The organism is Conexibacter sp. CPCC 205762 (genome assembly GCF_030646155.1).
Taxonomy (GTDB): Bacteria; Actinomycetota; Thermoleophilia; order Solirubrobacterales; family Solirubrobacteraceae; genus Conexibacter.
In genome coordinates this window covers 1-16,400 of record NZ_JAUTDN010000026.1, presented here as the reverse complement: position 1 = coordinate 16,400, position 16,400 = coordinate 1, and the positions used below count along the sequence as shown (strand labels likewise).

The 16,400-nt window shown below is 74.1% G+C and carries 15 protein-coding genes; 12 read left to right on the top strand and 3 right to left on the bottom strand.

Annotated features, from left to right (window positions below; genetic code table 11):
- Window positions 1-7 precede the first annotated feature (7 nt).
- Window positions 8-430, bottom strand: coding sequence for a tautomerase family protein (locus tag Q7L73_RS18430; protein ID WP_304694318.1), 423 nt, complete (start codon window positions 428-430; stop codon window positions 8-10).
- A 184-nt stretch (window positions 431-614) separates the two neighbouring features.
- Here Q7L73_RS18430 and Q7L73_RS18425 point away from each other — a divergent pair, with 184 nt between their 5' ends.
- The 6 genes from Q7L73_RS18425 to Q7L73_RS18400 all read left to right on the top strand — a co-directional run bounded on the left by Q7L73_RS18425 (window position 615) and on the right by Q7L73_RS18400 (window position 5,136).
- Window positions 615-1,571: a manganese catalase family protein gene (locus Q7L73_RS18425; protein ID WP_304694319.1), complete on the top strand. Its 957-nt coding sequence runs from the start codon at window positions 615-617 to the stop codon at window positions 1,569-1,571.
- A gap of 24 nt (window positions 1,572-1,595) precedes the next feature.
- A complete protein-coding gene (locus tag Q7L73_RS18420) occupies window positions 1,596-2,582 on the top strand; it encodes a YihY/virulence factor BrkB family protein (RefSeq protein WP_304694321.1) in 987 nt (328 codons plus the stop codon).
- Window positions 2,583-2,710: 128 nt separating this feature from the next.
- Window positions 2,711-3,232: a hypothetical protein gene (locus Q7L73_RS18415; protein WP_304694323.1), complete on the top strand. Its 522-nt coding sequence runs from the start codon at window positions 2,711-2,713 to the stop codon at window positions 3,230-3,232.
- Between the two features lie 11 nt (window positions 3,233-3,243).
- Window positions 3,244-3,657 carry a phage holin family protein gene (locus tag Q7L73_RS18410; protein WP_304694324.1) on the top strand — a complete coding sequence of 138 codons (414 nt, stop codon included), beginning with the start codon at window positions 3,244-3,246 and terminating at the stop codon, window positions 3,655-3,657.
- Window positions 3,621-4,133 (top strand): DUF3618 domain-containing protein, encoded by a 513-nt coding sequence (locus Q7L73_RS18405; protein WP_304694326.1) that lies wholly within the window; start codon window positions 3,621-3,623, stop codon window positions 4,131-4,133. The genes Q7L73_RS18410 and Q7L73_RS18405 overlap by 37 nt, the downstream gene beginning before the upstream one ends.
- Before the next feature lie 211 nt (window positions 4,134-4,344).
- Window positions 4,345-5,136, top strand: a complete 792-nt coding sequence (locus tag Q7L73_RS18400) for a SigB/SigF/SigG family RNA polymerase sigma factor (protein ID WP_304694328.1) — start codon at window positions 4,345-4,347, stop codon at window positions 5,134-5,136.
- Here the strand turns inward: Q7L73_RS18400 and Q7L73_RS18395 are convergent.
- Window positions 5,133-5,552 (bottom strand): DUF2294 domain-containing protein, encoded by a 420-nt coding sequence (locus Q7L73_RS18395; protein WP_304694330.1) that lies wholly within the window; start codon window positions 5,550-5,552, stop codon window positions 5,133-5,135. The genes Q7L73_RS18400 and Q7L73_RS18395 overlap by 4 nt on opposite strands.
- A 250-nt stretch (window positions 5,553-5,802) precedes the next feature.
- Here Q7L73_RS18395 and Q7L73_RS18390 point away from each other — a divergent pair, with 250 nt between their 5' ends.
- The 4 genes from Q7L73_RS18390 to Q7L73_RS18375 are packed head-to-tail and all read left to right on the top strand — an operon-like array spanning window position 5,803 to window position 10,047.
- Entirely contained in the window at window positions 5,803-6,930 is a 1,128-nt protein-coding gene (locus Q7L73_RS18390) for a hypothetical protein (protein ID WP_304715602.1), read from the top strand.
- On the top strand, window positions 6,927-8,024 hold the full coding sequence (locus tag Q7L73_RS18385) for a glycosyltransferase family 4 protein (protein WP_304694334.1): 1,098 nt from the start codon (window positions 6,927-6,929) through the stop codon (window positions 8,022-8,024). Before Q7L73_RS18390 ends, Q7L73_RS18385 begins: the two co-directional genes overlap by 4 nt.
- On the top strand, window positions 8,021-9,115 hold the full coding sequence (locus Q7L73_RS18380; protein WP_304694336.1) for a glycosyltransferase: 1,095 nt from the start codon (window positions 8,021-8,023) through the stop codon (window positions 9,113-9,115). Before Q7L73_RS18385 ends, Q7L73_RS18380 begins: the two co-directional genes overlap by 4 nt.
- A complete protein-coding gene (locus Q7L73_RS18375) occupies window positions 9,100-10,047 on the top strand; it encodes a glycosyltransferase family 2 protein (RefSeq protein WP_304694338.1) in 948 nt (315 codons plus the stop codon). Before Q7L73_RS18380 ends, Q7L73_RS18375 begins: the two co-directional genes overlap by 16 nt.
- A 50-nt stretch (window positions 10,048-10,097) precedes the next feature.
- Here Q7L73_RS18375 and Q7L73_RS18370 read toward each other — a convergent pair whose 3' ends face one another.
- A complete protein-coding gene (locus Q7L73_RS18370; RefSeq protein WP_304694340.1) occupies window positions 10,098-12,845 on the bottom strand; it encodes a bifunctional GNAT family N-acetyltransferase/acetate--CoA ligase family protein in 2,748 nt (915 codons plus the stop codon).
- A gap of 255 nt (window positions 12,846-13,100) precedes the next feature.
- Between Q7L73_RS18370 and Q7L73_RS18365 the strand changes: the two genes are divergently transcribed.
- Window positions 13,101-13,688, top strand: coding sequence for a flavodoxin domain-containing protein (locus Q7L73_RS18365; protein WP_304694342.1), 588 nt, complete (start codon window positions 13,101-13,103; stop codon window positions 13,686-13,688).
- Between the two features lie 46 nt (window positions 13,689-13,734).
- A complete protein-coding gene (locus Q7L73_RS18360) occupies window positions 13,735-16,290 on the top strand; it encodes an Ig-like domain repeat protein (RefSeq protein WP_304694344.1) in 2,556 nt (851 codons plus the stop codon).
- Window positions 16,291-16,400 lie beyond the last annotated feature (110 nt).

Sequence of the window (16,400 nt, the reverse complement as noted above, 5' to 3'; positions counted from 1 at the left end):
GCCGTGACTACGCCGTCTTCCCCGCCGCCTCGAGATCGTCGAGCCACGCCGCCTCGGCCTCCGGAGTCGGCTCCGGGAGGATGAAGCCAGCCTCCGACGCCCATTGCGACGGGAAGTCCATCACCGAGATGACGATCGTCTCTGCCGGCGCGCCGGTGACTTCGCGCAGCAGCTCGAACGAGCGCGTGAGGATCGCCCGACGGGTGTCCTCCGAGCGTCCGGCACGGATTCCGCCCCGCAGGATCACCGACGGCGCCGGCACGCCGGCGGTGAAGCCGCAGCCCTCGGCCAGCTCGTCGAAGACGACGCGGATGAACGGCTCGGGCGCCTGCGTCTCCTCGGCATGGATCCGCGTGATCCCGGCCGCCAACCGCTGGCGCTGATCGGCGTCGAGCATGCCCGACGGGGTGCTGCACTCGTACAACGGCATCGCTGCCTCCTGTCGCTCGATTCGGCGATCGACCCCCGATGGGTCTCGCCGTCCGCACCACCATACTATGTATGTCTACATACATACAAGTCATGGACGCAGTTTCGTCCGGCGACGGGCCGGGTTCGGACCGGGCGCGCCGGGTAACTGGCGGGCCCAAGCCCGCCCTCAGAGGAGCAAGCCCATGATTCTGCGCATCGATCGCCTGCAGACGAGATTGCCGCCACCCTCGGCTCCGGACCCCGACGGCGCCTCTGTCGTCCAGGAGCTGCTGGGCGGCAAGTTCGGCGAGATGTCGACGTTCATGAACTACACGTACCAGTCGTTCAACTTCCGCAACCGCCAGGGCGCGCGGCCCTTCTACGACCTCGTCGCCAGCATCGCCGCGGAGGAGTTCGGCCACATCGAGCTCGTCTCGGCGACGATCAACACGATGCTCACCGGCACCGCCGACGAGCCGCTGCTGAAAGCGGGCGCGAGAGCGAGAAGAAGACTGGGCACGCCGCTGGGCGACCTCAAGAGCGTCCGCAACACGCAGCACTACGTCGCCCCCGGCGGCGCCGGCGCGCTCGTCGCCGACTCGATGGGCAGACCATGGACCGGTGACAACGTCTTCTCCTCCGGCGACCTGATCGAGGACCTGACACACAACTTCTTCCTCGAGACAGGCGCCCGCAGCGGCAAGCTGCGCGTCTACGAGATGGTCGACCACCCAGCCGCCCGCGCGCTGACCGGCTACCTGCTCGTGCGCGGCGGCGTCCACCAGGTCGCCTACGCCCGCGCACTGGAGAACCTGACCGGCGCCGACCTCACCAGACTCTTCCCCTCCCCGCGGATCCCGACCGACAAGATCCCCGAGTGCAGACCGCACCTCGACCGCGGCGAGCACCTCAAGCTCTACCGCTTCTCGCCATCGGACTTCAACGAGATCGGCGCCGTCTTCAACGGCACCCACCCGGAGACCGGCGAGGCGCTCACGATCGCCGAAGAGGCCTTCCCCGAAGGCGCGCTCGCCAACGACCTGCCGCCGCAGCCGGGCGTCTTCGCACCCGACCTCGCGCCAGAGGAGATCGCCGAGATCGCACAGAGACTGCGGATCGCCGCCGGCCTGCCAAGAAGACCGACCGGCGAGGTCGCGTGAGCGCGACCGCCAAAGGAGAGCCTCATGAGCACCGGTGACTATCCCCACCAGCGCGGCGCCGGCCGCCGCGCCGACTACGCGCCGACCGGTGCCGACCCCGGCACCGGGCTGTTCGCGACGCTCAAGCGCACCGTGCGCGAGTACAGCGAGGACAACATGTCCGACTGGGCCGCGGCGCTGACCTACTACGGCCTGCTGTCGCTGTTCCCGGCGCTGATCGCGCTCGTCTCGATCCTCGGCCTGTTCGGCGACCCGCAGACGACGACGAGATCGCTGACCGACATCGTCACGAGACTCGGCCCCAGCTCCGCCTCCGACACCTTCGCCGGCCCGATCAGATCGCTGACCGCCAACCGCGGCGCTGCCGGCGTGCTGTTCTTCGTCGGCCTCGGCGCGGCGATCTGGTCGGCGTCGGGCTACATCGGCGCGTTCACGCGCGCCGCCAACATCGTCTACGAGACGCCCGAGGGACGGCCGTTCTGGAAGCTGAGACCGCTCCAGCTGCTCGTCACGCTCGCGATGGTCGTGCTGCTGGCGCTGGTCGCGCTGGCGCTGGTGATGACCGGTCCGGTCGTCGACACCGTCGCGGGCTCGATCGGGATCGGCTCAACGGCGGTCACCATCTGGGGGATCGCGAAGTGGCCGGTGCTGCTCGCCGTCGTCGTGCTGATGTTCGCCGTGCTCTACCACGTCTCCCCGAACGTCAAGCTGCCGGGCTTCAAGTGGGTGACGCCCGGCGCGCTGCTGGCGATCGTCGTGTGGCTGGTCGCGTCGGCGCTGTTCGCGTTCTACGTCGCCAACTTCGGCTCCTACGACAAGACCTACGGGACGCTCGGCGGGATCGTCGTGCTGCTCGTCTGGTTCTGGATCACGAACGTCGCGCTGCTGCTGGGCATGGAGCTGAACTCCGAGCGCGAGCGCAGCCGGGAGCTGGAGGCCGGCGTGCCCGGCGCGGAGAAGGAGCTGCAGCTCGACGCGCGCGACGAGCCGAAGCGCAGAAGCACGACCTGACCCGGCGCCACCCGGCGCCCGCCCGCTCGTCGCGCCGGTTGCGATCGGCGGCCAGGGGTAACTCGCCTTCGCGGTCCCAGCCACCCGACCGGAAGCGCTCTTCAGTCCAGATTCCGGAAGGAGCAGCCATGGCGATTGAAAGTCACAGCGCCGATGACGCCCAGGGCGCCAAGGAGCAGGTGCAGGAGAAGGCCCATCAGGCCGCTGACGAGGCAAGATCCCGCCTCCAGCAGCAGGTCGACCAGCGCTCCACCCAGGTCGGCGAGCAGGTCAGCTCCAGCGCCCATGCGCTGCGCTCGACCGCCGAGCGGCTCAGAGACGAAGGGCAGGACGGCCCGGCGAAGGCGGCCGAGCAGCTGGCCGGGCACGCCGAGAAGGTCGGCAGCTACCTGAGCGAGTCCGACGCGGACCGGATCCTCCACGACGTCGAGGAGTTCGCGCGCAGACAGCCGCTCGCCGTCGTCGGGATCGGGCTGTTCGCCGGCTTCGCGGCCTCGCGCTTCCTGAAGGCGTCGAGCCGCTCTCGCTACGAGTCGAGCGCGCCGCCGCCGCCGCCGCCGCGCGCGTACCAGCCGCGGCCCACGCCGACGCCGCAGGTCCCGCGACAGCCCGTCTACGACCCGCCGGCCGTGCCCTCCGGCGTTCGGTAGGGAGTCGCGCGATGGAGGCTCACGACCGTCGTGACGAGTCGATCGGCGAGCTCGTCCGCGACCTCGCGAACGAGACGAACACGCTCGTGCGGCAGGAGATCGAGCTGGCGAAGGCGGAGCTGGGCGAGAAGGTCAAGGCGGCCGGCAAGGGCGCCGGGATGTTCGGCGCCGCCGGCATCGTCGCCTTGCTCTCGCTGGGCGCGCTGACCGCGTGCCTGATCGCGCTGCTGGCGACCGCGCTGAACCATGTCTGGCTCGCCGCGCTGATCGTCGCGCTCGTCTACGCGGCGCTCGCGGGCGTGCTCGCGATGCGCGGACGCGACGAGGTCAAGGAAGCGGTGCCGCCGGTGCCGGAGCAGACGATCGAGACTGTGAAGGAGGACGTCGAATGGGCCAAGACCCGGACACGATCCGCCGCGAAGTAGAGCAGACACGCGAGCGGATGGGCGAGACGATCGACGCGCTCGGCTACAAGGCCGACGTCAAGACCCGCACCAAGGAGAACATCTCCGGAAAGGTCGACACCGTGAAGGAGAAGCTCGGCGTCGCGACCGACAAGGTCGGCGACGCGACGCCCGACGGAGCGCAGGTCAAGCAGCAGGCGCGGCGTGCCGTCGGCGTCGCTCAGGAGAACCCGCTCGGCCTCGCGGTCGGCGCGGCCGCCGCCGGCTTCCTCGCCGGGATGCTGATCCCCAGCTCCCGCGCCGAGGACGAGAAGCTCGGGCCGCTGGCCGACCAGGTCAAGGACCAGGCCAAGCAGACCGGCCAGGAAGCGCTCGAGCACGGCAAGCAGATCGCGCAGAGCGCGGCCGAGACGGTCAAGGACGAGGCGCAGGACCACGGCCAGCAGCTCGCCGACAGCGCCCGCGAGAACGCCGGCGCCGTCAGCGGCAGCAGCTGAGCGAACCGCTCGGGCGGGCCGGCGAGCCGACCCGCCCGAGCGTGCAGGACTGATCCTCGACGGGGCCGGGTACGCTCCAGGAGAAGGCGAGTGCTCTTGGGTTCTTTCGGCCCCGCCCGTCTTACCTCACATCACGCGGCACGAGCCGGTTCGTTCGATCGGACAGGGTCAGGCGGCGGTCCGTTCGCAGGTCGAGTCGAGGATCGCCCCCATGATCACCACGCCGAGCCCGACGATGACGTCGGCTTCTCTCCGCACCGCCGGAACCCCGCGGATCACCGGCCGCGCGGAGGATCTGCTTCGCCGCTATCGCGCGACGGGCGATCCGCGCTGGCGGACGCGCACGATCGAGGAGTACCTGCCGCTGGCGCACAAGCTCGCGCGCCGCTACCACCCCGGGCCCGAACCGCTGGAGGACCTGGTGCAGGTCGCCTGCGTCGGGCTCGTCAAGGCGGTCGATCGCTTCGACCCCGACGCCGGCCCGCGCTTCGCCTCGTTCGCGATCCCGACGATCACGGGAGAGCTGCGCCGCCACTTCCGCGACACGACCTGGTCGGTGCACGTCCCGCGCGGCGTCCAGGAGGACACGCTGCGGCTGCGTCAGGCGACGACCGAGCTGACCGAGCGGGTGGGACGCTCGCCGACGATCGGCGAACTGGCCGCCGCGACCGGCCTGGACGTCGAGCGGACCACCGAGGCGCTGCAGGCGACCTCCGCGAAGGAGACCGCGTCGCTGGACCGTCCCGTGCTCGGCAGCCACGACGACGGCGGCGCGACGGTCGGGGACACGATCGGATCCGACGAGCACGGGTTCCTGCTGGCGGAGCACCGTGCCGAGATCGGGCCGGCGCTGCGCGCGCTGCCGCCGCAGTATCGCCAGATCCTCCACCTTCGCTTCGCCGAGGATCTGACGCAGACCGAGATCGGCGCGCGCGTCGGCTGCTCCCAGATGCAGGTCTCGCGGCTGCTGCGACGGGCGCTGGACCAGCTGGCGGCCGGCTAGCCGTCCCGGTCGCTGTCACCGATCGCGTGGACGCCCGCGTCCGCCACGGGCTCGTCGAAGAGGAACAGCTCCACGAGCGTGTTGGGCTCGAACATGACCTGGCTCTGGTAGGTGACGACCGTGCGACCGGTGAGCTGCTCGATCGCTCCGATCAGCTTGTCGGCCATCGCGTTCTCGAACTCCTGCCGGAACTGCCGCACCACGTCGGAGCGGCCGAACTCCAACATCGTCCGCTCGGCGGTCGTCATCCCGTCCCGCATCACGACGACGAGCAGGTCGTCGAGCATGTAGGACTTCGCCCGCGTCGGACCGCGGCCGAAGTACTCCTTCATCATCCGCACCATCTCGTTCGAGATGCGCGACAGCAGCTCCGCGCCCGGCGCCTCGGTCTCGATCGGCTCGTCGGCTTCGGCCATGACCCAGCCATACCCGAGTTCGCGGCCGCTGATCCTCTGCGGGACGTGAGGCCGTCGGACCCGCACATACGGGCCGACGTCCTCACGCTCCTGCGAGCGCCCGGCCGGGCGAACTGAATACCCTGGAGAGCCGGAAGGCTCGGCAGCCAGAGCTGCCCTCGTGCCGCGGACCGAAACCGCGCTGGCAGTGATCTGACTGCGACGACCCGGCGCGTCTGGGATCGGGCGGCGCGGGTAGCTCCCCGCCTCCATGCTCACCAGCTCCCTCCCCCATCTGCCGGGGCGCCCCCCGGCGGCGCCAGTGCGCGCGAGCGGCGTCGTCCGCGTCGCGTCCGTCCCGGCGGGCCATGTCTACGTGCGTCATCTCGCCGACCCGGACGGCGCCGACAGCGTCGTGCGGCTCGCGGACCCGCCGCCGGCTGACGGGGCGAGGGTTCCTGGCCGCTGGTGGCCTCCGGCGATGCTGGAGCCCGAGTGGGTTCGAGCGCACCGCGACGAGTTCGACGTCTTCCACGTCCATTTCGGCTTCGACGCGCAGCCGCCGCAGCGCCTGCGCGAGCTGACCAGGACGCTCGACGCGCTCTCGGTGCCGCTGGTCGTGACCGTCCACGACCTGCGCAACCCGCACCACGACGACGTCGCCCTCCACGACGCTCAGCTCGACGTCCTGATCGAGGGCGCCGCGGCGCTCGTGACGCTGACGCCCGGCGCCGCGACGGAGATCCACCGGCGCTGGGGACGCGCGGCGACCGTGCTCGCGCACCCCCATGTCGTCGATCCGCCGCTGCTCGGAATGCCGCGTCCCGCCCGCGGCGACGGCTTCACGATCGGCCTCCACGCCAAGAGCCTCCGCGCGAACATGGACGTCGTCGGCGTCGCGCGCGCGATCGCGCGGACGCTTCCGGAGCTGTCCGGAGCGCGGCTGCGGATCAACCTCCACGACGAGGTCCTCGACCCGCACGATCACTCGTACGCGCCTGCCCCTGCCGGCCAGCTGCGGGCGCTCGCCGCCGGCTGTCCGCAGGTCGAGCTGGTCGTGCACCCGTACTTCGGCGACGACGAGCTGTGGGCGTACCTCGGCGCGCTCGACGTGTCGGTGCTGCCGTACCGCTTCGGGACGCACTCCGGCTGGCTGGAGGCGTGCCATGACCTCGGCACGATCGTCGTGGCGCCGTCGTGCGGCTTCTACGCCGAGCAGCAGCCGGTCCTCACCTACGCGCATGACGATCGCGGTCTCGACCCGGAATCGCTCGCACGCGCGATTCGCGCGGCCTATGCGCGCCGGCCTCGCTGGCAGGCGACGGTCGCGCAGCGGATGCAGGAGCGCCGGCAGCTGGCGCAGGCCCACGCGGCGCTCTACGCACGGCTGCTCGCATGAGCGGGCGCCGGATCGCGCTCGTCGCCTCCGCGCGCTTCCCGATCGCGGAGCCGTTCGCCGGCGGCCTGGAGGCGCAGGTGTGGGCGCTCGCCGACGGCCTGCGGCGCCGCGGCCACGCCGTCACGCTGTTCGCCGGTCCAGGCTCTGACGCGCTGCCGGGCGTCGAGGCGTTCGACCTGCGGCGTCCGCAGGTCAGCGATTCCGCGCGCGCGGACGTCAGCATGAGCGCGCCGCGCTGGCTGGAGGAGCACCACGCCTACCTCGACCTGATGCTGCGGCTCTCCAACGGCCGGGCGGGCACGTTCGACGTCGTCCACAACCACAGCCTCCACCATCTCCCGATCGCGATGGCGGCGACGCTGCCGATGCCGCTGCTGACGACGCTGCACACGCCGCCGACGCCGTGGCTGGAGTCGGCGATCGAGATCGCCGGCGGCGACGCCGGCGAGTTCGCCGCCGTCAGCGCCCAGACCGCTCGCGCCTGGCGGCACCTGCTGCCTGACGCCCGCGTCGTCCACAACGGCGTCGACGCCAGCCGCTGGAAAGCGGGCCCCGGCGGCGGACCAGCCGTCTGGTTCGGCCGGATCGCGCCCGAGAAGGGCACTCACCTGGCGATCGAGGCAGCAGTCCGCGCCGATCTCCCGCTGCTGATCGCCGGCCCGATCGCGGACCGCGACTACCACGCCGCCGAGGTGCGCCCGCGTCTGCACGCAGCGCCGCGGGTGAGCTACGTCGGGCACCTCGACCACGACGCGCTCGCACAGCTGGTCGGCGCGGCCTCGACCGTGCTCGTGACGCCGCGCTGGGACGAGCCGTACGGGCTCGTCGTCGCCGAGGCGCTCGCCTGTGGCACGCCCGTCTGCGCCTTTGCGCGCGGCGGCCTGCCGGAGGTGCTCGGCGAGGGCTGCGGCCTGCTCGTCGCGCCTGACGACGTGGCCGCGCTGGCCCGCGCGATGTCAGACGCGCCGCTGCTGTCACGCGCGACGGCGCGGCGCCACGCCGTCGAGCACTGCTCGCTGGAGCACACGATCGCCCGCTACGAGCGCGTCTACGACGAGCTCGCCACCCGCGCCGAGCCGCTCGCGGCGGCATGATCGGCTACTACGTCCACCACCACGGCGCCGGCCACCTCGCGCGCGCCTCGACGATCGCGCAGCGGCTCGCGACGCCGCTGACGGTGCTGTCGTCGCTGCCGCGGCCGGCACGCTGGAGCGGCGGCTGGGTCGAGCTGCCGCGCGACGACACGGGCGACGACAGGCCGGGCCGCGACGTCGCCGCCGGCGGCGCGCTGCACTGGGCCCCGCTGCGCGACGCCGGCCTGCGCGAGCGGATGGCGGCGATCGCCGCCTGGACCGCCGCCGCGCGCCCGCGGCTGTTCGTCGTCGACGTCTCCTGCGAGGTCGCCGCCTTCGTCCGCCTGCTCGGCGTGCCGCTCGTCGTCGTCGGGATGCCGGGGATCCGCACCGACCAGCCGCATCAGCTCGCCTATCGCCTCGCGAGCGCGATCCTCGCCCCCTGGCCGGCCTTCGCGGAGCCGCTCATCGGCATCGTGCCGTGGCGCGCCAAGCTGCACGCCGTCGGCGCGATCTCCCGCTTCGAGGGCCGCACGCTGCCGGCGACCGCAGACGGCCTGCGCAGCGCAGCGCCGCACGAGGCGGATGCGCCGCAGCGCCGCCGCGTCCTCGTCATCTCGGGTCGCGGCGGCACCGAGATCGCCGCGGCGCAGCTCGCAGCGGCGCAGCGCGCGACGCCCGCCTGGTCGTGGGACGTGCTCGGCGCTCCCTCCGGCCGCTGGGAGCCCGACCCGTGGCCGGCGATCGCGCACGCCGACGTCGTCGTCTGCCACGCCGGGCAGAACCTGCTGGCCGACGTCGCCAGCGCACGCCGCCCGGCGATCGTCCTGCCGCAGCGGCGTCCCTTCGACGAGCAGCAGGCGACGGCGGCCGCGCTCGACCAGGCGGGGCTGGCGACGGTCCTCAGCGGCTGGCCGGCCGCCGGCGAGTGGCCGGCGCTGCTGCGGCAGGCGTCGGTGCGCGACGGCGCGCGCTGGGAGCGGTGGGCGCCCGGCGACGGCGGCGCGCGCGCCGCCGCGCTGCTCGACCTGCTCGCCGCGCCGGCGGCGGCGGCCCAGGCTCCGGCGGCGGCGGCTCCGGCGGCGGCGGGGTCCTCGTGCGCACTGCCGTGATCACGATCGCCGCCGGCCGCCTGCTCCACCTCAGGCGCCAGCACGACGGTCTGCGCCGCAGCGCTCCGCAGCCCGACGCGCGCGTCGTCGTCGCGATGCGCCCCGGCGACCTGCCCGCCTACCGCCGGGTCTGCGGGCCCGCCGCGCGGCTCGTCGAAGCCGACGGCCGCGATGGACCGCTGCCGCTGGCGGCGGCCCGCAACGCGGGCGCGCGCGAGGCGCTGCGCGCCGGCGCCGAGCTGCTCATCTTCCTCGACGCCGACTGCATCCCTGCGCCACGACTGCTCGAACGCTACGCCGCCGCCGCGGCCGCCAGCAGCGGACCGGCGCTGCTGTGCGGACCCGTCGCCCACCTCCCGCCCGCACCGCCCGGCGGGCACCCGCCGGCCGCGCTCCCGCGGCTCGGCCGCGCCCATGCCGCTCGCCCGGCGCTGCCCGACGAGGAGCTGCTCCGCGCGGGCGGCGACCACCGGCTCTTCTGGTCGCTCTCGTTCGCCGTCAGCGCCGGCGACTGGGAGCGGGTCGGCGGCTTCTCACAGGAGTACGTCGGCTACGGCGGCGAGGACACCGACTTCGGGCAGCGGGCCCGCGCCGCCGGCGTCGACCTCGCCTGGGTCGGCGGCGCCTGGGCGTACCACCAGCACCATCCCGTCAGCAGCCCGCCGGTCGAGCACCTCGACGACATCCTCGCGAACGCGACCCGCTTCCACCGCCGCTGGGGCTGGTGGCCGATGGAGGGCTGGCTCGCCGCCTTCGCCCGCATGGGGCTCGCCCGCCACGACCGCCGCACCAACCGCTGGCTCGGCTGCGATCCGCCCGCGTCGAGCGGATCGGCTCAGCCTGGTCAGGCCCGGGAGGCCGCTTCGGAGTCAGCCGGAACCTCCCGCTGCGCGCCCGCCGGCAGCGCGGGTCTGAAGCGATCGGCGTCCTAGTCGGTCGGCGGCAGCTCGTCTTCGCCGGACGCCGCGTCCGCCGGTCCCGCTCACGGCTGGCGCAGCGCCGGCTCCGGCAGGCGCTCGGGAGCCGGCGCGACGCGCACGCGGGCGTCGACGGCGAGCGCGCCGGACGGGGTGACGACGAGCGGGTTGCACTCGATCTCGGCGATCTCCGGGTGCGCGTCGGCGAGCGCCGCGAGGCGCTGCAGCAGTCGCTCGACGGCCGGGACGTCGCAGCGCGGCGCGCCGCGGAAGCCGTCCAGCAGCGGAAAGCAGCGCAGCTCGCGCATCATCGCGGCCGCTTGACCGGGACCGAGCGGGGTCAGGCGGACGGCGCTGTCGGCCTCGAGCTCGGCGCGGGTGCCGCCGGCCGCGCAGGCGACGACAGGGCCGAAGACGGGGTCGGCGACGACGCCGGTCAGCAGCTCCACGCCCGGCTCCGCCATCGCCTGCACGAGGAAGCCGCGGACGGTCGCGCCCGCGGCGGTCAGCCGTTTGCGCATCGCGCTCGCGGCCCGTTCGACCGCGGTCGGCGAGGCGAGGCCGATCTCGACGGCGCCGGCGTCGGTGCGATGGACGAGGCCGTCGGCGATCGCCTTCAGCGCGACGGCGCCGCCGAGCTCGCGCGCCGCGGTGCCGGCGGCGCGGGCGCTCGCGACGATCCGCTGCGCCGGACGGGCGATCCCGTAGGCGTCGAGCAGCTCCGCGACCAGCTCAGGCGCGAGCCAGCCGTCATCCCCCGCCAACGCGTGCGCGATCGCGGCCGCCGCGCGGTCGCCGTCGACGTCGAGCGCCGGCTCGGGGTCGTCGGCCGCTTCCGCGAGCCAGCCGCCGTGGGCGGCGGCACGGGCGACGGCGCGTGCGGCCTCCTCGGGGAAGCGGAAGACCGGCAGGCGGTCGGCGAACGGGTCGCGCGGGGCGTCGGCCATCGTCATCACCGCCGCCACCGGCACGCCTGCCGCGCCGGCACCGGCGACGATCGCGGAGGCGATCTCGGCCGGGTCGCTGACCATCGGCGGGACGTACAGCGCGATCACCGCGTCGACCGCGCCGCTCGCGCCGACCAGCGAGATCGCCTGCTCGAACTCCGCCGGCGAGGCGGCGGCGAGCAGGTCGACCGGGTTGCGCACGGCGGCTCCCGGACGCAGCGCGGCGGCGAGCCGCGTCCGCACCGGCGCCGGCAGCGCGACGACGTCGAGGCCGGCCGCGGCGCAGGCGTCGGCGCAGAGGATCCCGAGTCCGCCGCCGTTGGTGACGATGCCGACGCGCGGGCCGCGCGGCGCGGGCTGCGTCGCGAGCAGCGCGGCGACGTCGAACAGCTCGCCGAGCGTGTCGGTCGCGATCACGCCCGCCTGCCGGAAGAGCGCCTGGACGGTCGCGTCGGAGCCGGCCAGCAGCGCGCCGGTGTGAGAGCCGGCGGCCGCCGCGCCGGCGCTCGAGCGGCCGCCTTTGACGGCGACGATCGGCTTGCTGCGGGCGACTCGCCGCGCGACGCGCGAGAAGCGGCGCGGGTTGCCGAACGACTCGAGGTAGAGCAGCACGACGTCGGTCGCCGCGTCCTGCTCCCAGAAGGAGAGGAAGTCGTTGCCGGAGAGGTCGGCCTTGTCGCCGACCGAGACGAACGACGAGAGCCCGATCCCCAGCTCGCGCGCGGTGTCGATCACGGCGATCCCGAGCGCGCCGCTCTGCGACAGGAAGGCGACGCGGCCGGCCGGCGGCTGCGTCGGCGCGAAGCTCGCGTCGAGCCGCACGGCCGGATCGGTGTCGAGCACGCCGAGGCAGTTGGGACCGACGAGCCGCATCCCGGCGCGGCGGCAGATCTCGAGCAGCTCCCGCTGGCGCTCGCGCCCCTCCTCGCCCGCCTCACCGAAGCCGTCGGAGAGCACGACGAGCGCCTTGACGCCCGTCGCGGCCGCGTCGCGCGCGACCTCCGCCACCCCCGCGGCCGGCACCGCGACGACGACCAGCTCGACCGGCTCCTCCAGCTCCGTCAGCGACCGCGCGGCGGGCAGGCCGGCGATCGTCCCGCCGCGCCGGTTGACGACGTGCAGCCGGCCGCCGTACCCGCCGTCGAGCAGGTTGCGCACGACCGCGCCGCCGATCGAGCCCTCGCGCGCGGAGGCGCCGACGACCGCGACCGACGCCGGCCGCAGCACGTGGCCGACCGCGGCGACGGCCGCCTCGGCGTCGCGGCGGTCGTAGCGCTCGCGCGCGCCCGGCCCGACCTCGGCCGGCATCGACAGCTCCAGCTCGCCGGCTGCCGCTCGCACCTCCACCTCGAGGCCGCTCTCGCGGAAGACCTCGATCATCGCCGCGTTCTCGGCCTTCACGACGGCCGTCAAGCGGCGGGCGCCGCCGCCGCGGGCGAGCTCGGCGAGGTGCGCGAGCATCGCGGTCGCGACACCCTCGCCGCGCAGCTCGGCGGCGACGACGAAGGCGACCTCGGCGCTGTCGGCACCAGGCGCGACGCGCAGCGCGCAGCCGTGGCCGACGACCCGCTCCGGCTCGCCGGAGCGCGCGGGCGCCAGCGCGACGATCCCCCAGCCGTCGCCGCGCTCGACGCAGGCGCACAGATGGGCGGCGCGATCGAGGTCGGCGGCGGCCGTGAAGAAGCGCAGCGCGCGGTCGCGCTCGTCGAGTGTCGCGAGGAACCGCCGCAGCTCCGGCTCGTCGGCGGAGACGACCGGGCGCAGGCGCAGCGTCGACCCGTCGCGCAGCGCGATGTCGACGGTGCGCGCGGACCGTGGGCGAGCGGTCGCGGCGGCGAGCGTGGCGGGAGCGACGGAGGCGGGCATGCCAGCAGCGTCGCAGTGCGCGGGACGCCCGCCATCCGCCGGCCGCCCCATCGTCGTTGCGGACGACTACGGCACGAGCCGCGGCCGTCGCCGCCGATCGTGCCGGCGGCACGAGCTCGGCTGCCGCGCCGGAGCTCTCGCAGCCGGCTGCCCGCGGACGACTACGGAGCGAGAAGCAGCAGCCAGCGCGGATGAGCGATCGGGCTGGCAGCAGCACGATCGTCGCACCACGTCCTCGCCCGAAGGAGCTCCACGATGCCCCAGCCCCTGTCGCCGCCCCGCGTGCTCGTCGCCTACGCGAGCAATCACGGTCAGACCCGTCTCGTCGCCGAACGGATCGCCGCCGTTCTGGACGCGCTCGGGCTCGACGCCGACATGCACGACCTCGAGGCGCGCGCGGCAGACCCGTTCGGGCCCGACTACGCGGGCGTCGTGGTCGCCGCCTCGATCCACGCCGGCCATCACCAGAAGTGCGCCAAGCACTGGGCGCAGGCGCACGCAGCGTCGCTGGGATCGACGCCGTCGGCGTTCGTGTCCGTCTCGCTGACCGCCGCCGACGACAGCGACGAGGCGCGCGCCCAGACCACGCAGCTGATCGACGCGTTCACCGACGAGACGGGCTGGCACCCGCTGCAGACGCTGGCCTGCGCGGGCGCGCTCAGATACCGCGAATACGACGTCGCGACGCGCGTGCTGATGCGCCTGATCGCACGCCGCCACGGTCAGCCGACCGACGTCCACAGGGACGTCGAGTTCACCGACTGGGACGCGGTCGAGCAGTTCGCGCGCGGCTTCTCCGCGACCGTCACCGGCCAGAAGGACGGTTCGACCCTGGTTTGTTAGGGTGACCTAACAGCTTTAGTCGCATGACCAAACAGGGAGTACCGCCGTGCCCGGATCGTTCCGTCAGAACGCCACCCACGAGGTGTCGAAGGCGCGCGGGCGCCTTCGACGCACGTGCCTGGCGCTGCTCGTCGGCGCCGCCTCTCTGGCCGCCGCAGACATCGCCGCGGCCGCCGACCCGGCGAGACTGCCCGCCAACTGCACGACCACCGGAGCGACCGGCATCACGTGCACCGGCACGTACGGCCAGAGCGTCACGCTCAGCAGATTCGAGAACCTCGCCGCGGGCGACATCGTCGAGGTCACGGCGCGGAACTTCGCGGACGGGGCGCTGTACGGCGTCGCCGGCCAGACGACGACCGTGCGCGGCATCGGCGAGTTCAACGGGAATTCGGTCGCGCTCGACGCCGCGGCCTACACCCCGGCGGGACAGACCTTCGAGCTCGTGCTGCACGGCTTGGGCGGCGACATCCTGCGCGAGCAGTCGTTCGTGAACGTCGGCGACTCCGTCGCCGAGTTCCGCGAGACCGACCCGCGCGAGGGCACGGCCAGCGGCTGGGACGCCGTCGCCGTGCCGACGTACTTCAGAGGGCAGGCCGATCACGGCGCGATCGCCCCGCTGGTCGACCAGCTGTACCTGCCGCTGGCCAATCGGGCGGTCACGGCACCGAACGGCAACGAGCTGCTGACGTTCGGGTTCGCGCCGGGCGAGGTCGTCTCCTACTCGCTGAGAGACACCGCCGGCAGAGAGGCGACGGTCCGCGACATCGACCTCGTCGAGCGGACGATCGGGCAGATCGCCCATGCCGCCGACCAGCTGCCCTACCGGGCCTACAGCTGGTTCTACGTGCCGTCCAGACCGGGTCTCTACACGCTGACGGCCAGAGGCGCGACGAGCGGCATCGTGCGGACGGCGCCGCTGGAGGTGCTCGACCCGGGCGTGACGGCCGACGCCTCGGCGACGACGGTGACCGACCCCCGCTCCGGGCTGAAGGTGACCGTCTCCAAGACGCGAGGCCTGGATCCCGACGGCGAGCGGGTGCTCGTCACCTACACCGACAACCCGACCGTCTGGGAGGTCCAGCAGGAGATCCTGCCACCGGTCCACGGGCTCGGCGTGTCGCTGACGGACGGGACGTGGCTCAACGAGCAGCTGCTCTCCAGAGAGCGGCCGATGACGAGCCTGACCCAGCTCTCGCGCATCAACCGCGAGGGCAGCTTCGTCGTGGAGGTCAACCGCACGGTGCCGAGAGGCCGCTGGTTCACCAGAACCGAACTGGCGACCGAGCAGTGGCAGACGCCCGACGCGCTGGAGCAGCAGTCCTACCTGAGCGTCGGCGAGACGCGCAGCACCGCGGCGGCCGCCTACGTCCCGCTGTCGTTCGCCGGCAGCAGGCTGCCGGCGCCCAGCAGCGACCAGCACGCCTTCTTCGCGCGCGTCACCCCCGGCCCGCTGCACCCGGGCGACGAGGTCCAGCTCTCGACCTGGTTCTTCTACACCGCCGCGACCGGCCCCGGCGCCGAGATCGCGTTCACGACCGACATCCCCGGCGTCACGATCCCGTCCAAGCGCCTCGGCAAGACCGCCTGGGGCACCAACGTCCAGTACCTCGAGCAGTCGTTCAGACTGCCCGCGAGCACGCCCGCGGGCCGCTACACGGTGACCGCGACCGACACCGGGACCGGCGGCCGGTCGCTGCCGTTCACGGTGACCGTCCCCTCGCTCCCCGCTGTGACCGCCGGCCCGGCCGACACGACGGTCCTCGCCGGCTCCGACGCGAGCTTCTCCGCCACCGCGGACGGGTTCCCGCAGCCGTCGGTGACGTGGCAGACGCGCAGCTCGCCGTCGGCCGACTGGGCTGAGATCCCGGACGCCACGGCGACCACGCTGACGCTGCCCGCGGTGCGCGCGGCCGACTCGGGCTCGCAGTACCGCGCGCGCTTCGAGAACGAGGCCGGAACGGTCGAGAGCGCCGCCGCGACGCTCACCGTCACGCCCGCCCCGGCGCCGCCGGCCGTGCCGGCCGCCGTCGCGGCGACGACCTCGACGCGGCTGTCGCTGTCGGCGGTGCGGTCGCGCTACGGCGCGGCGCGCTCGGCGACGGTCGCGGTGCGGCGCGCCGACGGCGCGCCGGCCGCCGGCTCCGTCACGCTGCGGGTCGACGGCGCGACGGTCGCGACGCGGACGCTCGACGCGGCCGGCCGGGTGCGGATCGCGCTGCCGCGCGACCTGCGCGCCGGCAGCCGCACGGTGTCGGCGCGCTTCGCCGGCGGCGGCGCCCTCGCCGGCTCGCAGGGGAGCGCGCGCCTGCGCGTCCTCAAGGCCGCCTCGCGCGTCACCCTCGCGCTCTCGCAGGCGACCGGCAGACGGCCCGCGACCGCGCGTGTGCGCGTCGTCGTGGTCGGCGCGCCCGCGTCGATCCGGGCGACCGGCCGGATCGTCGTGCGCCTCGGCGGCAGACGCGTCGCGAACGCGACGCTGACGGCCGCGCGCGGCGGCCGGCTGACGGTCAGGCTCCCGAGCGCGCGCGGGACCGAGCGCGTCACCGTCGCCTACGGCGGCAACGCGAACGTGACCGCGAGCACGGCGACCGCCCGATGAGCGAGATGAGCGCTCAGACCGCGATCCGCGCCCGCCGCCGCCCGCGGCTGCGCGCGCTCGCCGCGGGGGCGGCGGCCGCGACAGCCGCCGCCGCGTCGCTGGCCGCGGGC